This is a genomic window from Streptomyces sp. NPDC059256 (genome assembly GCF_042753785.1).
GTDB lineage: Bacteria > Actinomycetota > Actinomycetes > Streptomycetales > Streptomycetaceae > Streptomyces.
Genome location: NZ_JBHYZO010000002.1, coordinates 391,745 through 410,153 on the forward strand (window position 1 = coordinate 391,745; position 18,409 = coordinate 410,153).

The window sequence follows — 18,409 nt, forward strand, 5'->3', positions numbered from 1 at the left end:
CCATGTCCGTACAGAAACTCCCCCTCGCCAAGGCGCTCAACGAGTCGCTGCGCAAGGCCCTGGAAACCGACCCCAAGGTACTGATCATGGGCGAGGACGTCGGCAAGCTCGGCGGTGTCTTCCGGGTCACCGACGGACTGCAGAAGGACTTCGGCGAGGAGCGGGTGATCGACACCCCCCTGGCCGAGTCCGGCATCATCGGTACGGCCATCGGCCTCGCGCTGCGCGGCTACCGACCGGTCGCCGAGATCCAGTTCGACGGTTTCGTCTTCCCGGCGTACGACCAGATCGTCACCCAGCTGGCCAAGATGCACGCCCGGGCACTCGGCAAGATCAAGCTGCCCGTCGTCATCCGCATCCCCTACGGCGGCGGCATCGGTGCGGTCGAGCACCACAGCGAGTCCCCCGAAGCCCTCTTCGCACACGTCGCCGGGCTCAAGGTGATCTCACCGTCCAACTCGTCCGACGCGTACTGGATGCTCCAGCAGGCCATCCAGAGCGACGACCCGGTCATCTTCTTCGAGCCCAAGCGGCGCTACTGGGACAAGAGCGAGGTCGACACCGAGGCCATCCCCGGGCCCCTGCACACCGCACGGGTGGTCAAGGAGGGCTCGGACCTCACGCTGGCCGCGTACGGGCCGATGGTGAAGGTGTGTACGGAAGCCGCCGCTGCGGCGGCCGAAGAAGGCAAGTCCCTTGAGGTGCTGGACCTGCGCTCGATGTCCCCGATCGACTTCGACACCATCCAGAAGTCGGTCGAGAAGACGGGCCGGTTGGTCGTGGTGCACGAGGCCCCCGTCTTCTACGGCTCCGGCGCGGAGATCGCCGCCCGCATCACCGAGCGGTCCTTCTACCACCTGGAGTCCCCGGTGCTGAGGGTCGGCGGGTTCCACTCGCCCTATCCCCCGGCCCGTCTGGAGGAGGAGTACCTCCCCGGGTTGGACCGGGTGCTGGACGCCGTAGACCGCTCGCTCGCGTACTGAAGGGGTGCCGAGAACATGACGCACGACACGACACTCCGCTACCGCGAGTTCAAGATGCCCGACGTGGGCGAGGGACTGACCGAGGCCGAGATCCTCAAGTGGTTCGTCCAGCCCGGTGACACGGTCACGGACGGACAGGTCGTCTGCGAGGTGGAGACGGCGAAGGCTGCCGTCGAACTGCCGATCCCCTACGACGGGGTGGTGCACGAACTCCGCTTCCCGGAGGGCACGACCGTCGACGTCGGCCAGGTGATCATCTCGGTGGACGTCACCCCCGATGCGGCACCCGCCGAGCCCGCCACGGCCCCGACCGCCCCGGCCGTCGAACCGGAACCGGACGAGAAGCCTCAGGGCCGACAGCCGGTGCTCGTGGGCTACGGGGTCGCCGAGAGCTCCACCAGGCGGCGTCCGCGCAAGGGGGCCCAGGTGCCCGAGCAGCACACCGCGGCGATCCAGTCCGAACTGAACGGCCGCAGCGCCGCTGCATCGCCCGATCCCGTGGCTGCTCCTTCGGCCGCTTCTCCGGCGGCGGCCCGCCCGCTCGCCAAGCCCCCCGTGCGCAAGCTCGCCAAGGACCTCGGCGTCGATCTGGCGGCCGTCGTCGCCACCGGCCCCGACGGGGTCATCACCCGCGATGACGTCCACGCCGCGGTGACCGTGCCCGAATCGGTCAGCGTCAATTCAGAAGAGGGCGAAGAGGGCGAAGAGGGCAAGGAGACCGGGCCGCAGGCTCCCGCACCCGTGCAGATGGGTGCGCGCGAGACCCGCGTCCCGGTCAAGGGCGTCCGCAAGGCCACGGCGGCGGCGATGGTGGGCAGCGCGTTCACCGCACCGCACGTCACCGAGTTCATCACGCTCGATGTGACGCGCACGATGAAGCTCGTCGATGAATTGAAGGCCGATCCGGACCTGGCCGGACTCAGGGTCAACCCGCTGTTGCTGATCGCCAAGGCACTCCTGGTCGCGATCAAGCGGAACCCCGAGGTCAATGCCGCCTGGGATGAGGTGAACCAGGAGATCGTCCAGAAGCACTACGTCAATCTGGGCATCGCGGCGGCCACCCCGCGCGGTCTGCTCGTGCCCAACATCAAGGACGCGCATGAACTGACCCTGCCCCAGCTCGCCCGCAGCCTGGGTGAGTTGGTGACCACTGCCAGGGAGGGCAAGACCTCTCCCGCGGCCATGCAGGGCGGCACGGTGACCATCACCAACGTGGGGGTCTTCGGAGTGGACACCGGTACGCCGATCCTCAACCCGGGCGAATCGGCGATCCTCGCGGTCGGGGCCATCAAGCTCCAACCGTGGGTCCACAAGGGCAAGGTGAAGCCCCGCCAGGTCACCACCTTGGCCCTGTCCTTCGACCATCGCCTCGTCGACGGGGAACTCGGCTCGAAGGTGCTGGCGGACGTGGCGGCGGTTCTGGAGAACCCCCGTCGACTGATCACCTGGGCCTGAGGGCCTCTGGAGATCGTCGGACAGGTCCTGGCGCTGATCACCAGGGCCTGTGAAGCGGGCCCTTCGAGGCAGCGAACATGAAGCGGGGGCCCGTGGCACGGCACAGTGCCACGGACCCCCGCTTCAGTTGCTGCGTACTGCGGTTGACGTGCTCAGTCTCGCTGGGCGCCGACCGGCAGCGACCGGAGCTTCATGCTCTTGGCGGTCGACGAGCCGAAGCCGTAGTCCAGGAGCTTGCCGGCGTCCTTGAAGCGGGCGTCCACGCTGGATGCGCCCAGGATGACCCCGACGTACGTCTTGGAACCGCGGGTGGCCGCGAAGACCAGGCAGGGTCCTGCGACGCTGCCGGTACCGGTCTTCATGCCGACGGCGCCGCTGTAGGTGCCCAGCAGCTTGTTGGTGTTGTACCAGGTGTAGGTGCGGGTGCCACCCGTGCTGGTGGTCGCCTTGGTGACGTACTTCGTCGCCTTCACGACCTCGCGGAAGGTCGCGCTGGAGAACGCGTGCCGGGCGATCTTCGTCAGATCGGACGGGGTGGTGTAGTTCTTCCCGCCCTGTGAGATGCCGTCGAACGAGTCGAAGTTGGTGTTCTTCAGACCCAGGGACTTGGCCTTCGCGTTCATCTTGCCGATGAACGACTTGGTCCGTGCGGCGGTGGTGGACCCGGTGCCGAAGGTGTCGGCCAGCGCGTACGCGGCGTCACAGCCGGACGGCAGCATCAGCCCCGACAGGAGCTGGCGGACCGTCACCTTGTCGCCGGTCTTGAGGTCGGCGGTGCTGCCCTTCTCCCGCGTCACGTAGTCGCGGTAGGTCTGCTTGACCGTCACCTTCTTGCTGAGGCTGACGCCCGGGATGGTGAGGACCGTTATGGCGGTCGCCACCTTGGTCGTGCTCGCCATCTGACGGCGGGTGTCGCTGCTCTTGCCGTACAGCGCCTTGCCCGACGCCTGGTCCATCAGAAAAGCGCCCTTGGCGCTGACCGTCGGGACCGGGCGCGCCGCGGCCTGAGCCGGTGCGGCGAGCGGGGAGACGGTGAGCAGGAGACCACCGGAGATGACAACCGTGGCGGCTCTGCGCACGCTCGTGTTGTTGAGTATCAAAGGAACGCTCCGAGTTCGCACATCCATCGAGAAGTCAGGACGGGGCGCCAGGAAAGATCAAGGGCCCCGAAGTGAGACACGCGAGAATCAGGAAAGGATGTACGCGAATCAGGAGTATCTCGGGAGATTTTTGCGTCCCCGGGCCCACTTCCGTGCCAAGGGGGTCAGTCTTGGCATCAGGGCCCGCCCTGACTCGGCGGACCGCCCCATCTGCATCCGGGTGCCCCACTGACCACTCACACTCCAGCTGCCCGGTGGTCGGTTCCCCTACACCGCATCGAACTGGTGTCGGAGCCCTCATCACCCCGTGATGACCCCGGCCCGGGTGGCGGTGGTCCGGATGGCGGTGGCCCGGATCGGGTTCGCCCGGGCGGTCCGATCCTGCATGGTGGACGCCCGCTTCTGATGCACCTCTGTTGTATCTAAGCTGTGTGCATGCCCGCCGCAGCTCCCGTCACCGCGCCCGCAGCCGAACGCGTCTACACCCATGTCAAGCAAGCCGTCCTCGACCGTCGCTACGAGGGCGGCACCCTCCTCACCGAGGGCGAACTCGCCGACGCCGTGGGGGTGTCACGCACCCCCGTGCGCGAGGCGCTGCTCAAGCTGGAGGTCGAAGGGCTGATCAAGCTCTACCCCAAGAAGGGCGCGCTGGTGCTCGCGGTGTCGGCACAGGAGATCGCCGACGTGGTGGAGACCCGGCTCCTGGTGGAGGAACACGCGGCCCGCAAGGCGGTGCCCGCGTCCCCGCAACTGCTGGACCGCCTCGCCGAGCTGCTGGAACAACAGAAGCGCCAGGGCAAGGACGGAGACCTGGCCGCCGTCGCCGCCACCGACCGGGCCTTCCACGCGGAGATCGTCCGCAACGGCGGCAACGAGATCCTCTCCCGGCTCTACGACCAGCTCCGGGACCGCCAGTTGAGAATGGGAGTCGCTGTGATGCACGCCCACCCCGACCGGATCGCCAAGAACGTCACCGAGCACGGCGAAATCCTCGAAGCCCTGCGCGCCGGTGATGCGGACCTCGCCGCCGAACTGGTGCACCGCCATGTGAGCTGGGTCAGGGCACTGGCTCGGGGTGAGGCCAGGTGAACCGACCGGCCGCCCTACCGGGAGACCCGCCGGGCGGGCGTCGTGCCGCGGCGATCTGGTCCATAGGCGTCGCCGTCTACTTCGTCGCCGTCATCTTCCGTACCTCACTCGGGGTCGCCGGGCTCGACGCCGCCGACCGCTTCGACATCAATGCCTCCGCGCTCTCCACCTTCTCGATCGTCCAACTCCTCGTCTACGCCGGTATGCAGATACCCGTCGGACTGATGGTCGACCGACTGGGCACCAAGAAGGTCCTGACCCTCGGGGCCGTCCTGTTCACCCTGGGACAGCTGGGCTTCGCGCTCTCCCCCTCGTACGAGACCGCACTCGCCGCCCGCGCCCTGCTCGGCTGTGGGGACGCGATGACCTTCATCAGCGTGCTGCGGCTCGGCAGCCGCTGGTTCCCGGCCCGCCGCGGGCCGCTCATAGCGCAGGTCGCCGCGCTGTTCGGGATGGCGGGCAATCTGATCTCCACCCTGGTCATCGCGCGACTGCTGCACGGTGTGGGCTGGACCACCACCTTCGCGGGCAGTGCGGTGGCCGGACTGGTCGCGATCGCCCTGGTGCTGCTGTTCCTCAAGGACCACCCCCCGGGCCACGAACCCCCGCCGTCCCACCACCGCGGCGCCGCCTTCGTACGGAAGCAGATCACCCTGTCCTGGCGGGAACCCGGCACCCGGCTGGGCATGTGGGTGCACTTCACCACCCAGTTCCCCAGCATGGTCTTCATGCTGCTGTGGGGAATGCCCTTCCTGATCGAGGCACAGGGCCTCACCCGCGCCACGGCAGGCGCCCTGCTCACCCTGAACGTCCTGGTCAGCATGGTGATAGGGCTGGTGTACGGGCAGGTCATCGCACGCCATCACGCGGCCAGGCTGCCACTCACCCTGGGCTCGATCGCCGCGACCGCGCTGATCTGGGCCATCACCCTCGCCTACCCCGGCGAGCAGGCCCCGATGTGGCTCCTGGTCACCCTGTGCGTGGTGCTGGGCGCCGGCGGCCCGGCCTCGATGATCGGCTTCGACTTCGCCCGTCCGGCGAACCCGCCCCAGCGGCAGGGCACCGCATCGGGGATCGTCAACATGGGCGGCTTCACCGCCTCGATGACGACCCTGCTGGCGATCGGCCTCCTGCTCGACGCCACCGGCGGCAATTACCGGATCGCCTTCTCCTGCGTATTCGTACTGGAGGCGCTGGGCATCGCGCAGATCCTGCGGTTGCGCAGACGTACGGCGCAACTGGAGCGCGAGAGGTTGGTGGCGAGCCGGGTGGAGGCGGTACACGTACCGGCGTGAGCGCACCGGTACCGGCCCAGCACGATGACGCCCGCTGCGCCGTCATCGGGCCACGGGCAGTGGCAACTTCTGGCACCCCCCCCGCCACACGGCGGGCGGGGCGAAGCCTCAGGGAGTGACGGCGAAGTGCCGCAGGATCGAGGCCCCCAACTCCTGGTCACCGTCCACCTTGATCCGGTCGGCGACGGCCGCGGCCCGGACCCTGCCGCAGGCCAGTCGGTAGTACGTCTCCCAGTCCATCGCCAGGCTCACCAAGGGCCCGAGCGACGGCGAGCCGTCGACGGAACCGCGGCCGTCCGCGTTCACCCGGACCGTCCGCAGAAACTCCAACGGCCCGTGCACATCGAGCACCACGGCCGAATTCGGCGGTGCGCCCGCGTCCTTGGCGACGACCTTCGCGAGGGCTTCCAACAGGCAGTCACGGGTGATGTGGGCGCCGGGGGAGTCGAGGTTGCCGGGCTGGTTCAGGGCGACCCGCAGGTCCTGCTCGTGCACCCAGGTGTCGAAGGCCCGCATCCGCATGGCCACTTCGAGGGTCTGCTCGGCGCCGAGGGGCGCACGGACCATGGTGTTGGGCGCACGGTTCTCGTTGCGCAGCTGGCGCGCCCGCCGGATCATCGTGTACTCCAGCTCCGACGTCATCTCCGGAGCGGTGTGGTGCCGACGCACATCGACCTGCATCTCCATGTACCGGGCGAAGTCGCTCTGCACATGGTAAAGATCACGGGGGAGGGTGTGGATGGGCCGTGGATCGCCGAGCATCTCGGTCTCCATGCCGATGACGTGGGAGACGATGTCGCGGATCGACCAGGCAGGGCACGGGGTGGCGCGGTTCCACTCCCCCTCGACGAGCGGCTGCACCAGCTCGGCTATCGACTCGACGGCGTGGGTCCAGGCATCGGCGTAGGTCTGGAGGCTGGGATGGACGGTCACGGGACCCCTCGGCGGTTCTGCGTGGACGCGGGCTTGGCTGCTTACTGCTGGCGGCGGACGGCTTGGCTGCGTGGGAGGTTCGGCGATTAAGTTACGCTGCCGCGCGGCGCGTCGGCAGTGCTTTCCTATGACGATCGTAGGCCCGTGTCCGGAGGCCGAAAACCATGGCATCGCAGGTGGGGGCAGCCTGTCCCACCAGGTCACCTCATATCCGTACGAAATGACTGACAGTCCGTCGTGAGGGCGTACGGGGTGGGTTCACACGTCTTTCGGCGCGGCTGATTCCGCTGTTTCGGCGGTGCGGAAGTGGCCGGGTCCACACACCCGACGGGCAGCGTCCGATTCCTCCGGGATGGCACCCTTGAACCATGAACGATGCCGCCCCGGCGCCCACCCCCGCGCCCGCGCCCCGCCGACGTGCCCGTGTCCGTGCCCCCGAGCTGATCGGCAAGGGTGGCTGGCTGAACACGGGTGGCAAGGATCTGAAGCTCGCGGACTTCCGGGGCCGCATTCTGATCCTCGACTTCTGGACCTTCTGCTGCATCAACTGCCTCCACGTCCTGGACGAGCTGCGGGAGCTGGAGGAGAAGCACCGCGACACCGTCGTGATCGTCGGCGTCCACTCGCCGAAGTTCGTTCACGAGGCCGACCACCAGGCCGTGGTCGATGCCGTCGAGCGCTACCAGGTGCACCACCCCGTCCTCGACGACCCCGAGTTGGCGACCTGGAAGCAGTACGCCGTACGGGCCTGGCCCACCCTCGTCGTCATCGACCCGGAGGGGTACGTCGTCGCCCAGCACGCAGGTGAGGGACACGCCCACGCCATCGAGCGGCTCGTCGCGGAGTTGGAGACCGAGCACGCGGCCAAAGGCACCCTGCGGCGCGGGGACGGGCCCTATGTGCCGCCCGAGCCCGTCGCCACCGATCTGCGCTTCCCCGGCAAGGCCGTCGTCCTGCCGTCCGGGAACTTCCTGGTCTCCGACACCACCCGGCACCAACTCGTCGAGCTGGCACCCGACGGTGAGTCCGTCGTCCGGCGGATCGACGGCGGCGCGGGTGGTGCGTTCAAGGAGCCGCAGGGTCTGGCGCCGCTGCCCGACGGCCGGATCGCGGTCGCCGACACCGTCAACCACTCCATCCGCGCGTACGACCCGGAGACCGGTGTGATCGAGACGCTCGCCGGGACCGGGAAGCAGTGGTGGCAGGGGTCGCCCAGCGAGGGCCCCGCACGCGAGGTCGACCTCTCGTCGCCGTGGGACGTGGCCTGGTGGCAGGGGCGGCTGTGGATCGCGATGGCCGGAGTGCACCAGCTGTGGACCTATGACCCGGCCTCCCAGACCGTGCGGCTCGCGGCCGGCACCACCAATGAGGGCCTGGTCGACGGGCCGGCCACGGAGGCGTGGTTCGCACAACCTTCGGGACTCGCCGCAACCGAGGAGCGGCTGTGGATCGCCGACTCCGAGTCGTCGTCCCTGCGCTACATCGAAGCCGACGACCCCGACCACACCGTGCGCACGGCCGTCGGCACGGGCCTCTTCGACTTCGGGCACCGCGACGGGGACGCCGAGCAGGCACTGTTCCAGCACCCCCTGGGGGTGACCGCGCTGCCTGACGGTTCGGTCGCCGTGAGCGACACCTACAACCATGCGCTGCGCCGCTATGACCCCGCCACCGGCCAGGTCACCACCTTGGCCACGGATCTGCGGGAACCGTCGGACGCCGTGCTCGTCGGCGAGGACATCGTGGTCGTGGAGTCCGCCCGGCACCGGTTGACCCGGCTGCGGCTGCCCGATGAGGCGGTGCGGGTGGAGGCCGTGGCCCACCGCACCCAGCGCGCCGCTACCGAAGTGGCGGCGGGCGCGCTGCGCGTCGATGTGGTCTTCCAGGCGCCGGCCGGTCAGAAGCTGGACACCCGTTACGGGCCCTCGACCCGGCTGTTGGTCTCCTCCACGCCGCCCGAGTTGCTGCTGTCCGGCGCCGGCGCGGGCACGGACCTGTTCCGTGAGGTGGAGGTCGATGCCGCGGTGGGTGAAGGGGTGCTGCACGTGTCGGCGATGGCCGCGTCCTGCGACGACGATCCGGCGCAGGAGTACCCGGCCTGCCATGTGCACCAGCAGGACTGGGGGGTGCCGGTGCGGGTGAGCGCGGACGGTGTCTCCCGGCTGCCGCTCGTCCTCGCGGGCATGGACTGACCGGCTCGGCGGCGAACCCGGGGCCCGGACGTCATCGCGGCCGGGCCCGGGTTCGGTTTTCGGTCACCCCGGGTCCCACTCCGGATCGCGTACGGCTGCTCCGTACCCGGCGGTGGGCACGCGGGGGAAGGATCCTGGACCGGCGGTGGTGGCGTTGTTTCGTTCCATGGCCCCACCTTCGCGGACCGTCTGTTTCCCGTCTGTTTCCGGTCAGATCGCCGAAGGGGCGGTCAGCGGGAGCGGGGCCATGGCCGTGGGCGGGCGCCGCCCACGGCCACGCGGGTCAGGCGCCTTCCAGGAACGCGGTCAAGGCGCTGGCCAGCAGATAGGGGTCCTGGGCGCCGCACAGCTCTCGGGCGCTGTGCATCGACAGGCACGCAACGCCGATGTCCACGGTCTGGATGCCGTGCCGGGCTGCCGTGATCGGTCCGATCGTCGTGCCGCACGGCATGGAGTTGTTCGAGACGAACGTCTGCCACGGCACCCCCGCCTTCTCACAGGCCGCGGCGAACACCGCACGGCCGCTGCCGTCGGTGGCGTACCGCTGGTTCACATTGACCTTGAGGATCGGGCCGCGGTTGGGGAGCGGATGGTGCGTGGGGTCGTGGCGCTCCGAGTAGTTGGGGTGGACGGCGTGACCGACGTCCGACGACAGGCACACGGTTGCGGCGAACGCCCGGGCCTTGTCCTCGTACCCGCCGCCGCGGGCGAACAGCGAGCGCTCCAGCACCGATCCGAGCAGCGGTCCATCGGCGCCGGTGTCCGCCTGGGAGCCGTTCTCCTCGTGGTCGAAGGCGGCCAGCACCGGGACGTAGGCCAGTGCGGGGGTGGCAGCAGCGGCGATGAGCGCGGCAAGGCCGGCGTGGACGGAGAGCAGGTTGTCCATGCGCGGCCCGGCGAGGAGTTCTTCGTCCCGTCCGAGGTAGGCGGGGGCCTCGACGGAGTGGGTCATCAGGTCCCAGCCGGTGACCTCGCCCTCCGGAAGCCCGCTCTCCTGTTCGAGGAAGCGGATCAGATCGCCCTCGTGGACCTCGCCCAGACCCCAGATGGGCTGCATGTGGCGCTGCTTGTCGAGCTTGAGGCCGTCCGCGTGTACGGAGCGGTCGAGGTGGATCGCGAGTTGCGGCACCCGCAGCAGCGGACGGTCGATCTTGACCAGTCGATGCGTTCCGTCCCGCAGGCTGAGCCGCCCGGAGATGCCGAGGTCGCGGTCGAGCCAGCTGTTGAGCAGCGGGCCTCCGTAGACCTCGACGGCGATCTGCCGCCAGCCGTGCGAGCCGGCGTCGGGCAGTGGCTTGACCCGTAGGTTGGGCGAGTCGGTGTGGGCGCCCACGATGCGGAACGGAGTGTGCGCGGGGGTGTCCTCCGGCACGTACCAGGCGATGAGCGCGCCCCCGCGGATGACATATCGGCCACCGGTCGACGCATCCCATGCCTCGGTCTCCTTGACCTGGCGGAAGCCGGCCTTCTCCAGGCGCTCCGCCGCTACGGCCACCACGTGGTACGGGGAGGTCGCGGCAGCCAGGAAGGTCATCAGGTCGTCGGTGTGCCCACGATCGAACCGGAGGGATGCGTTGGTGCTCATGGAGCCACTGTAACGAGGCGGGGCGGGGCGTTCGTGGCTGAGTACCGCCGTTCTCGCAAGGGCTCATGGACGGTGGTCGGAAGCTCGGACACATGGATGGACGGACAACCTGCTGCCCCCGGCGGTCTCACCGGGGGCAGCAGGCCATGGGGGACGGGGATGGTCTAGAAGGCGGCCTCGTCGAGGTCCATCAGGGCGAGGTCCACCGATTCGGCGAGCCGGCGCTCGGCGGAGACGCCCGGCAGGACGTTGGCGGCGAAGAACTTGGCCGCCGCGATCTTGCCGCTGTAGAAGGGCACGTCCTTCGGGGTCGCGGTGGGGAGCTTCTCGGCGGCGACGGCGGCGCCGCGCAGCAGCAGATAGCCCACGACCACATCGCCGGACGCGAGCAGCAGTCGGGTGGTGTTGAGTCCGACCTTGTAGATGTTCTTGACGTCCTCGCCGGTGGCGATCAGGTCGTTCGTCATGACGCCGACCATCGCTTCCAGGTCCACCGCCGCCTGGGCGAGCGAGTCCCGGGCGGGTGCCAGGTCCTCGCCGCCGGTGCCGATGGCGAGGAACTTCTTGATCTCCTCGGAGAGGGCGTTCAGCGCCTGGCCCTGGTCGCGGACGATCTTCCGGAAGAAGTAGTCCTGGCCCTGGATGGCGGTGGTGCCCTCGTAGAGGGTGTCGATCTTGGCGTCCCGGATGTACTGCTCGACGGGGTACTCCTGGAGGTACCCGGAGCCGCCGAAGATCTGGAGCGACTGGGCGAGCTGCTCGTAGGACTTCTCCGAGCCGTAGCCCTTGACGATTGGCAGCAGCAGGTCGTTCAGGGCGACGAGGGCCTTGGTGTCCTCTGCGTTCTCTGTGCCCTCTGTGCCCTCTGTGCCCTCTGCGGCGTTCTCGGCGTCGCCGGCGGTGGCTTGCCTGGCGGCGATCTCGTCCTGGATGGACGCGGTGTAGAGGACGAGGGCGCGCATTCCCTCCGCGTACGCCTTCTGCGTCATCAGCGAGCGGCGTACGTCGGGGTGGTGGGTGATGGTGACCTTGGGCGCGGTCTTGTCCATGAAGTTCACCAGGTCCTGCCCCTGGACGCGCTCCTTGGCGTACTCCAGCGCATTGAGGTAGCCGGTGGAGAGGGTGGCGATGGCCTTGGTGCCGACCATCATCCGGGCGAACTCGATGATCATGAACATCTGGCGGATGCCGTCGTGCTTGTCGCCGATCAGCCAGCCCTTGGCGGGGTGGCGGTCGCCGAAGGTGATCTCGCAGGTGTTGGACGCCTTGAGACCCATCTTGTGCTCGACGTTCGTGGCGTACACGCCGTTGCGCTCACCGAGCTCGCCCGTCTCCCAGTCGAAGTGGAACTTCGGTACGAGGAAGAGGGAGAGGCCCTTGGTGCCGGGGCCGGCGCCCTCGGGGCGGGCGAGGACGTAGTGGAGGATGTTCTCCGACATGTCGTGCTCGCCCGAGGTGATGAAGCGCTTCACGCCCTCGATGTGCCAGGAGCCGTCCTCCTGCTGGATCGCCTTCGAACGACCGGCGCCCACGTCGGAGCCAGCGTCGGGCTCGGTGAGGACCATCGTCGAGCCCCACTGCTTCTCGACGGCGATCTCAGCGACCTTCTTCTGCTCCTCGGTGCCCTCTTCGTAGAGGAGCCCGGCGAAGGACGGGCCCGACGAGTACATCCAGATCGCGGGGTTGGAGCCCAGCAGCAGTTCGGCGTAGGCCCAGATCAGGGAGCGCGGCGCGGTGGTGCCGCCGATCTCCTCGGGCAGGCCGAGCCGCCAGTACTCGGAGTCCATGAAGGTCTGGTAGCTCTTCTTGAAGGACGCGGGTACCGGGGCGGTGCCGGTCGCGGGGTCGAAGACCGGGGGGTTGCGGTCGGAGTCCGCGAAGGACTCCGCCAGCTCGTTCTCCGCGAGGCGGGTGATCTCGGCGAGGATGCTCTTGGCGGTTTCGACGTCCATCTCCGCAAACGGGCCGGTGCCGTACAGCTGGTCGCGACCGAGGACCTCGAAGAGGTTGAACTCGATGTCGCGGAGATTCGACTTGTAGTGCCCCATGGCGACGGCTCCGTAAGGATCGGGAGTCAGTTTGCTCTTACCTACCAGCAAGTAGCTACGATGATGCTACCCGTCGGTAATAAGATGCAACCCCTCTTGGGCTAACTGTGACTGGTTACTCTTGCGGGCATGTACGGCTATGACCAGAGTCAGGGCGCTCACCAGCAGTACGCACCCCAGCAGCCATACGGGGGCCAGGCGCAGGGGCAGCCGCTGTACCCGGAGCCGTCGCCACCGTCGCTCGCCGATGCCGTGCGGGCCTTCACCACCGGTTCCCTGTCCGCCGAGGACTTCCAGCAGATCTTCGCGACCTCGAAGGTCTACTGCCCGCGCGGCGACAATCCCGGCTTCCTGGCGCTCCACAACACCCAGCAGCCGGTCATCCCCATGTTCACCTCGCTCAAGGAGTTGCGGCGCTACGCGGGCAAGGAGTCCAAGTACTTCGTGATCACCGGCGCCGAGATGATCGACCTGCTTCCCACGGGTTACGGCTTCGTCCTCGACATGGAGGGGGAGCACCGGATGGTCTTCGACGCCAAGGCCGTCGAGCAGATGGTGGACTTCGCCATGCGCCGTATGTACGGGTAGCGGGTCATGCGTGATGCGTGGCGCGTGCGGCGCCGTGCATCGTGCGTCACGCAAGGCATGTAGGTCAGGTGCGGCTGCCGAAATCGGCTCCTGCGAGTGCCCGGGAGGAATTCCTCCCGGGCCTTTCTCGTTCCCCGAGTAGCAGGAAGTTCATGATTCAACTAAAGTGGTCGCACAAGGAGGTACTGCCATGCCCGCAGTGACTGTCGAGAACCCGCTCACTCTGCCGCGCGTCGCCGCGCCCGCGGAGGCCGCGAACCGCCCCGTGCTCGCCGTGACGACCGCCCCCACCGGATTCGAGGGGGAAGGATTCCCGGTCCGCCGAGCGTTCGCCGGGATCAACTACAAGTACCTCGACCCGTTCATCATGATGGATCAGATGGGCGAGATCGAGTATGCGCCGGGAGAGCCGAAGGGCACCCCCTGGCACCCGCACCGCGGCTTCGAGACCGTCACGTACCTCATCGACGGAACCTTCATCCACCAGGACAGCAACGGTGGCGGTGGAACCATTCAAAACGGTGACACCCAGTGGATGACGGCCGGCTCCGGCCTGCTCCACATCGAGGCTCCCCCGGAGCAGCTGGTGATGTCGGGCGGACTCTTCCACGGACTCCAGCTGTGGGTGAACCTCCCGGCGGCGGACAAGATGATGGCACCGCGCTACCAGGACATCCGCGGCGGTCAGGTCCAGCTGCTGACCTCGCCCGACGGCGGTGCGCTGATGCGCGTCATCGCGGGAGAGCTCGACGGACACGAGGGTCCGGGCATCACGCACACCCCGATCACGATGATCCATGCGACGCTGCGGCCGGGTGCGCAGATCAGACTGCCCTGGCGCAGTGACTTCAACGGTCTCGCCTATGTCCTCGCAGGTCGTGGCACGGTCGGTGAGGACCGCCGCCCCGTCCAGAAGGGCCAGACGGCTGTGTTCGGCGATGGTGGCGCACTGACGGTTCGGGCGGATGAGTCCCAGGACTCCAACTCCCCCGACCTGGAGGTCGTGCTCCTCGGCGGCAAGCCGATCCGTGAGCCGATGGCGCACTACGGGCCGTTCGTGATGAACACCCAGGACGAGCTGCGCCAGGCGTTCGAGGACTTCCAGGCCGGCCGGCTGGGCACGATTCCAGCCGTGCACGGCATGTGACCTCGGCGTACGGGCTGGCAGTACACCACGACAGGGCCCCGCACTCAGCTCGCTGAGTGCGGGGCCCTGTCATGTCCTGCGCTACTTCCACCCCTGGGGGGACGGGTGCGTAGGTGTCGCTACTTCCCCCGGGGGCGGGTGAGGTAGGCGTCGATCACGCGCATCGCCTCTTCCGTCCCGCCCCTGCGGTAGAGCCAGTGGCCTACGACGTCCATGGTGAACAGGGTCGCTTTCGGGAAGGTGCGTGCCATGCGCCGCGCACCTGGCAAGGGCGTCGCGAGGTCATGGGTGGCATTGGCGACGAGGACGGGCGGGAGGTCGCCCTTCGCCCGAGCGGGTCGAGGCTTGGGCGGCACGCTCCAGCCCTGGCAGCCGAGGACGATGTCCAGTGCCTGGGCGTTGTAGCGGACGTGCGGGGCGGCCTTCGCGACCCGCTCCCGGATGGCGCGGTACTGGGCGTAGTCGCGGATGCGAAAGTCGTAGTCCCGGCAGAGCACGAGCCGGGACTCCAGGCTGGTGCCGACAGGGATCCAGCGGACCTCGCCCCTTCCGGTGTGGAGGGCGGCCAACTGTTCCGCTGCCGTGTCGGGGGCCGACTTGCCGAGTGCGAAGGTCAGGAAGTCGGACAGCCTGTCGGCGCTGACCTTGGTCCGGGTCGGTCCGTTCGGACCCGGCTCGCGCAGCGTGCCCGCGTCGGCGCGGGCGAACAGGGTCCTGGTGACGGCGGTCAGGTCCTTGCCCTTCAGCGCGCAGGCCGGGTCCTTCTCGCACCAGGTCGCGAGCCGTTCCAGCGCACTGTTGACGGTGGTGCTGCCGTCGGTGAGAAAGCGCTCCGCGTTCGGGCGGTCCGGGTCCATCGCACTGTCGAGGGCCAGCGCGCGCAGCCTGTTCGGGAACAGGCGCGCATAGCGTTCGCCGAGGAAGGTGCCGTAGGAGTGGCCGATGAAGCTGATCTTGCGTTCACCGAGGGCGGCCCGGATCGCGTCCATGTCGCGGGCCACGCTCTCGCCGTCCATGTGCGCGGCGAGTTGCCCCGTCCGCTTGAGGCAACTGTCCGCGAGCTGACCATTGAGGGTGCGCAGTCGCGCGAACTCGGCCGCGCTGCGGGGGCGGTTCGGGATCTTGTCGAGGATCGCTTCATCGCAGCGGGCGCCCTGGCTGCGGCCGATGCCGCGCGGGTCGAAGCCGATCATGTCGAAGCGCTGGAGCATCGCCGGGGCGTAGCCCGACAGGGGGTCGTCCGCGTACAGCGCGTCATCGGCTCCGGGCGCTCCGGGGCCGCCCGGGTTCGACATCAGCACGCCGATGCGCCGCGCCGGATCGGTGGCCCGGTGGCGGGCCACGAAGATGCCGATCTTCGCGCCCTCGGGTTTCGACCAGTCCAGCGGCACCTTGACCGTTGCGCACTGCGCCTTCGGGCTGGGGTCGGGATAGGGCGGGTCGCCCTTGGGGCAGGCACCCCAACGGATCGGCGGGGGAGAGGCGGCGGCAACACCGGCCGACTGCTGGGCGGCTGCCGGACCGGGGACGGCCAGGGCAACGGTGGACGCGGAGAGGGCGAGGAGTACGGCCAGAGCTCGCCGACCTCGGTCCGGGGCCTTGTTCACACGGGTGCTCGTGTTCATGCGCGCCACTGTTGCGATCTTGTGTGACGGCGGCTGAATGAGCACATGGTGAGGACGTAACAAGCGGCTCCCCCGGCACCCCGCAGCGGCCATCTCCCCATGCTCCGACTGGACTTCCACTACCCGTACGGGACTTCCACTACCTGTACGGGACTTCCACTACCCGTACGGGGCCTCCCGCGGCCCTGCTTCCCGCGGCTGACGAAAACGCGTCCGGTCCCCGTATAGGCCGCTTGACCTGCATCTTTGCTTCCTTCTGCGGTCAACCCCACCCCGAATCGCCACACAGTGCCTTTGACTCCTGGGCCAACCCACCCCCATACTCACCATCATTCCACTAACTAACTAGTGAAAGGGGGGACCTAGATGAGCGGCGATTCCTACCCGTACGCAGTCGAGGCGCTGGATCTGGGCAAGAAGTACCGACGGGGCTGGGCCCTACAGGAATGCTCCTTCCGGCTGCCCGCGGGCTGCATCAGCGCACTCGTGGGACCCAACGGCGCCGGAAAGTCCACCTTCCTCGGCATCGCCGCCCGCCTGCTCCGCCCCACCACCGGCAGCCTCCGCCTCTTCGGCATGGAGGTCAGCGACCCGGCCGCACTCCAGCGAGCGGCGTTCGTGGACCAGGAACGCCCGCTCTACAAGGGGTTCACGGTCGCCGAAACCCTGCGACTGGGCCGCGAGCTCAACCCGCACTGGGACCAGGCCGCCGCCGAGCGGATCGTGGAAGCGGGAAAGGTGCCGTTCGGCGCCCGGATCGGCACCCTCTCCTCCGGCCAGCGCACCCGTGTGGCCCTGTCCCTGGCCTTCGGCAAGCGCGCCGAACTCCTCCTCCTCGACGAGCCGATGGCCGACCTCGACCCGTTGGCCCGGCACGAACTCTCCGCACTGCTCCTCTCGGAGGCAGCCGAACACGGCCTGACCGTACTGATGTCGTCCCACCTCCTGTCCGAACTGGAGGAGATGTGCGACCACCTGGTCGTCCTCTCCGGCGGCCGACTCCGCATGGCCGGATACGTGGACGAGTTGATCCCCGCCCACCGGCTCGTCACCGGACTCGCCGACCCGGGCCCCGGCACCGGCGCCAACGACAACGGAGTCCTTCCCACCGTCTTCACCGAGCGCCACGCCGTCGTCGAATCCCGGGTCACCGGACGGCAGTTCACCGCACTGATCCGTCCCGGGGCGGAGCTGGGCGACTCGTACGAGAGCGTGGAGCCGAGCCTCGAAGAGGTGCTGCTCGCCTATCTCCGCTCCGCCGATGTACCCGCCCTGATCACCCCCGGAGCCGACATCACCGCCGCCGCGCCGGCCTCGCAGAAGGAGGGAAGGGCCGCATGAACGTCCTGACGAAGACCGAGGCGCCGAACGACTCGACCGCCGCCCCCGGGCGCACCCTCCTGCGCGGGATGAGCTGGGTGGCCTGGCGCCGCAACCGCACAGCGCTGCTGTTGCTGATCGGCGGCACCGTCCTCTTCATCGCCTTCTGCGTCTACCAGCGCGCACTGCTCGTCGACTTCCTGAACTCGGCGAAGGCCACCGATGTCGATCAGCTGCTGTCGAACGACGAGGACAGGCTGGGCAACGCCTTCTTCGTGCTCTCCTCGCTGCCGCTCATCCTCGGTGTGTTCCTCGGCGCCCCACTGCTCGCGGCCGAGCAGGAGAACAACACACTGCGGCTCACCACCACGCAGTCCGTCGCCCGACTGCGTGTCATCGGCACGACACTGGCCGTTCCGCTGCTGCTCATCGCGATCCTCACCACCCTGACCTCGGTGGCCTTCACCTGGATGTGGCGATCGGTGGACACCCTCTTCTCCGGAGGGGACTGGTGGAACACCAGCGTCATCTACACCACTGGGCCGCTTCTGGTGGCGCTGTCCCTCTTCACCACCTCGTTCGGCATCCTCGCCGGAGCGGTCCTACGGCGCTCCGTCGCCGCCATGGGCGTTACCTTCATCACCCTCACCGTTGGGGCGATGATGGTGAAGGACCGCATGGCGTCCTTCTTCGTCACCCCGCATCAGATCTCGTACCCGACGGGCAGCGAGGGTGTCAGTCTGAAGCCCGGTGAGATCCAGGTGGACAATTGGGTCGGCACCGCAGACGGAAAGCTCTACGGCTGGGGCACCTGCGTCCGTCCGACCGAAGCGGAGAGCGCGGCCTGCGTCAAGAAGCACGGCATCGTGAACGACGTCGTCGAGTACGTGAGGCTCGACCAGCTTCCGGGCATCCAGTGGTCGATGACAGGGATACTTCTGGCACTGACCGCCGCCATGCTCGCTGCCACGGTGTGGTGGATGCACCGCAAGTCGCTGTGAGTCGGCCCGAAGGAAGTACGAAGGAGTGACCGTGGTCGAGTTCCGGAT

The 18,409-nt window shown here is 68.4% G+C and carries 14 protein-coding genes; 9 read left to right on the forward strand and 5 right to left on the reverse strand.

Annotation, left to right across the window (positions count from 1 at the left end):
- The first annotated feature begins 2 nt into the window (after nt 1–2).
- Both ACFXJL_RS06265 and ACFXJL_RS06270 read left to right on the forward strand, forming a co-directional pair.
- Entirely contained in the window at nt 3–983 is a 981-nt protein-coding gene (locus ACFXJL_RS06265; protein WP_358876931.1) for an alpha-ketoacid dehydrogenase subunit beta, read from the forward strand.
- 15 nt (nt 984–998) lie between these two features.
- Entirely contained in the window at nt 999–2,438 is a 1,440-nt protein-coding gene (locus ACFXJL_RS06270) for a dihydrolipoamide acetyltransferase family protein (RefSeq protein WP_384689648.1), read from the forward strand.
- Nucleotides 2,439–2,590: 152 nt separating this feature from the next.
- On the opposite strand, the gene ACFXJL_RS06275 is transcribed toward ACFXJL_RS06270, so the two are convergent.
- Nucleotides 2,591–3,565 (reverse strand): serine hydrolase, encoded by a 975-nt coding sequence (locus tag ACFXJL_RS06275; protein WP_358876929.1) that lies wholly within the window; start codon nt 3,563–3,565, stop codon nt 2,591–2,593.
- A gap of 408 nt (nt 3,566–3,973) precedes the next feature.
- Here ACFXJL_RS06275 and ACFXJL_RS06280 point away from each other — a divergent pair, with 408 nt between their 5' ends.
- Both ACFXJL_RS06280 and ACFXJL_RS06285 read left to right on the forward strand, forming a co-directional pair.
- Nucleotides 3,974–4,627: a GntR family transcriptional regulator gene (locus ACFXJL_RS06280; protein ID WP_358876928.1), complete on the forward strand. Its 654-nt coding sequence runs from the start codon at nt 3,974–3,976 to the stop codon at nt 4,625–4,627.
- Nucleotides 4,624–5,922: an MFS transporter gene (locus ACFXJL_RS06285; protein ID WP_358876927.1), complete on the forward strand. Its 1,299-nt coding sequence runs from the start codon at nt 4,624–4,626 to the stop codon at nt 5,920–5,922. The genes ACFXJL_RS06280 and ACFXJL_RS06285 overlap by 4 nt, the downstream gene beginning before the upstream one ends.
- A 108-nt stretch (nt 5,923–6,030) precedes the next feature.
- On the opposite strand, the gene ACFXJL_RS06290 is transcribed toward ACFXJL_RS06285, so the two are convergent.
- Nucleotides 6,031–6,855 (reverse strand): maleylpyruvate isomerase family mycothiol-dependent enzyme, encoded by an 825-nt coding sequence (locus tag ACFXJL_RS06290; protein WP_358876926.1) that lies wholly within the window; start codon nt 6,853–6,855, stop codon nt 6,031–6,033.
- Nucleotides 6,856–7,223: 368 nt separating this feature from the next.
- Here ACFXJL_RS06290 and ACFXJL_RS06295 point away from each other — a divergent pair, with 368 nt between their 5' ends.
- The gene (locus ACFXJL_RS06295) at nt 7,224–9,047 is read left to right on the forward strand and encodes an NHL domain-containing thioredoxin family protein (RefSeq protein WP_384689653.1); all 1,824 of its coding nucleotides are present in this window, start codon (nt 7,224–7,226) and stop codon (nt 9,045–9,047) included.
- A gap of 283 nt (nt 9,048–9,330) precedes the next feature.
- On the opposite strand, the gene ACFXJL_RS06300 is transcribed toward ACFXJL_RS06295, so the two are convergent.
- Together ACFXJL_RS06300 and ACFXJL_RS06305 are read right to left on the reverse strand one after the other, a co-directional pair.
- Nucleotides 9,331–10,632, reverse strand: a complete 1,302-nt coding sequence (locus ACFXJL_RS06300; protein ID WP_384689657.1) for a M18 family aminopeptidase — start codon at nt 10,630–10,632, stop codon at nt 9,331–9,333.
- A gap of 164 nt (nt 10,633–10,796) precedes the next feature.
- A complete protein-coding gene (locus ACFXJL_RS06305; protein ID WP_384690326.1) occupies nt 10,797–12,680 on the reverse strand; it encodes an acyl-CoA dehydrogenase in 1,884 nt (627 codons plus the stop codon).
- Between the two features lie 129 nt (nt 12,681–12,809).
- On the opposite strand from ACFXJL_RS06305, the gene ACFXJL_RS06310 reads away from it, so the two are divergent.
- Both ACFXJL_RS06310 and ACFXJL_RS06315 read left to right on the forward strand, forming a co-directional pair.
- On the forward strand, nt 12,810–13,268 hold the full coding sequence (locus tag ACFXJL_RS06310) for an SseB family protein (protein WP_250919257.1): 459 nt from the start codon (nt 12,810–12,812) through the stop codon (nt 13,266–13,268).
- Between the two features lie 190 nt (nt 13,269–13,458).
- Nucleotides 13,459–14,415, forward strand: a complete 957-nt coding sequence (locus ACFXJL_RS06315) for a pirin family protein (RefSeq protein WP_358876923.1) — start codon at nt 13,459–13,461, stop codon at nt 14,413–14,415.
- Between the two features lie 119 nt (nt 14,416–14,534).
- Here the strand turns inward: ACFXJL_RS06315 and ACFXJL_RS06320 are convergent, their stop codons facing one another.
- On the reverse strand, nt 14,535–16,040 hold the full coding sequence (locus tag ACFXJL_RS06320) for an alpha/beta fold hydrolase (RefSeq protein WP_384689660.1): 1,506 nt from the start codon (nt 16,038–16,040) through the stop codon (nt 14,535–14,537).
- 366 nt (nt 16,041–16,406) lie between these two features.
- Between ACFXJL_RS06320 and ACFXJL_RS06325 the strand changes: the two genes are divergently transcribed.
- Nucleotides 16,407–17,381 (forward strand): ABC transporter ATP-binding protein, encoded by a 975-nt coding sequence (locus tag ACFXJL_RS06325; protein ID WP_384633897.1) that lies wholly within the window; start codon nt 16,407–16,409, stop codon nt 17,379–17,381.
- Nucleotides 17,378–18,361, forward strand: coding sequence for an ABC transporter permease (locus tag ACFXJL_RS06330; protein WP_384633894.1), 984 nt, complete (start codon nt 17,378–17,380; stop codon nt 18,359–18,361). The genes ACFXJL_RS06325 and ACFXJL_RS06330 overlap by 4 nt, the downstream gene beginning before the upstream one ends.
- Nucleotides 18,362–18,409: the final 48 nt, after the last annotated feature.

Coding starts and splice junctions, on each gene's coding strand:
- ACFXJL_RS06310 (WP_250919257.1), top strand. CDS start 12,810: ATGTACGGCTATGACCAGAGTCAGGGCGCTCACCAGCAGTACGCACCC.
- ACFXJL_RS06300 (WP_384689657.1), bottom strand. CDS start 10,632: ATGAGCACCAACGCATCCCTCCGGTTCGATCGTGGGCACACCGACGAC.
- ACFXJL_RS06325 (WP_384633897.1), top strand. CDS start 16,407: ATGAGCGGCGATTCCTACCCGTACGCAGTCGAGGCGCTGGATCTGGGC.
- ACFXJL_RS06320 (WP_384689660.1), bottom strand. CDS start 16,040: ATGAACACGAGCACCCGTGTGAACAAGGCCCCGGACCGAGGTCGGCGA.
- ACFXJL_RS06305 (WP_384690326.1), bottom strand. CDS start 12,680: ATGGGGCACTACAAGTCGAATCTCCGCGACATCGAGTTCAACCTCTTC.
- ACFXJL_RS06280 (WP_358876928.1), top strand. CDS start 3,974: ATGCCCGCCGCAGCTCCCGTCACCGCGCCCGCAGCCGAACGCGTCTAC.
- ACFXJL_RS06295 (WP_384689653.1), top strand. CDS start 7,224: ATGAACGATGCCGCCCCGGCGCCCACCCCCGCGCCCGCGCCCCGCCGA.
- ACFXJL_RS06315 (WP_358876923.1), top strand. CDS start 13,459: ATGCCCGCAGTGACTGTCGAGAACCCGCTCACTCTGCCGCGCGTCGCC.
- ACFXJL_RS06265 (WP_358876931.1), top strand. CDS start 3: ATGTCCGTACAGAAACTCCCCCTCGCCAAGGCGCTCAACGAGTCGCTG.
- ACFXJL_RS06270 (WP_384689648.1), top strand. CDS start 999: ATGACGCACGACACGACACTCCGCTACCGCGAGTTCAAGATGCCCGAC.
- ACFXJL_RS06330 (WP_384633894.1), top strand. CDS start 17,378: ATGAACGTCCTGACGAAGACCGAGGCGCCGAACGACTCGACCGCCGCC.
- ACFXJL_RS06275 (WP_358876929.1), bottom strand. CDS start 3,565: ATGGATGTGCGAACTCGGAGCGTTCCTTTGATACTCAACAACACGAGC.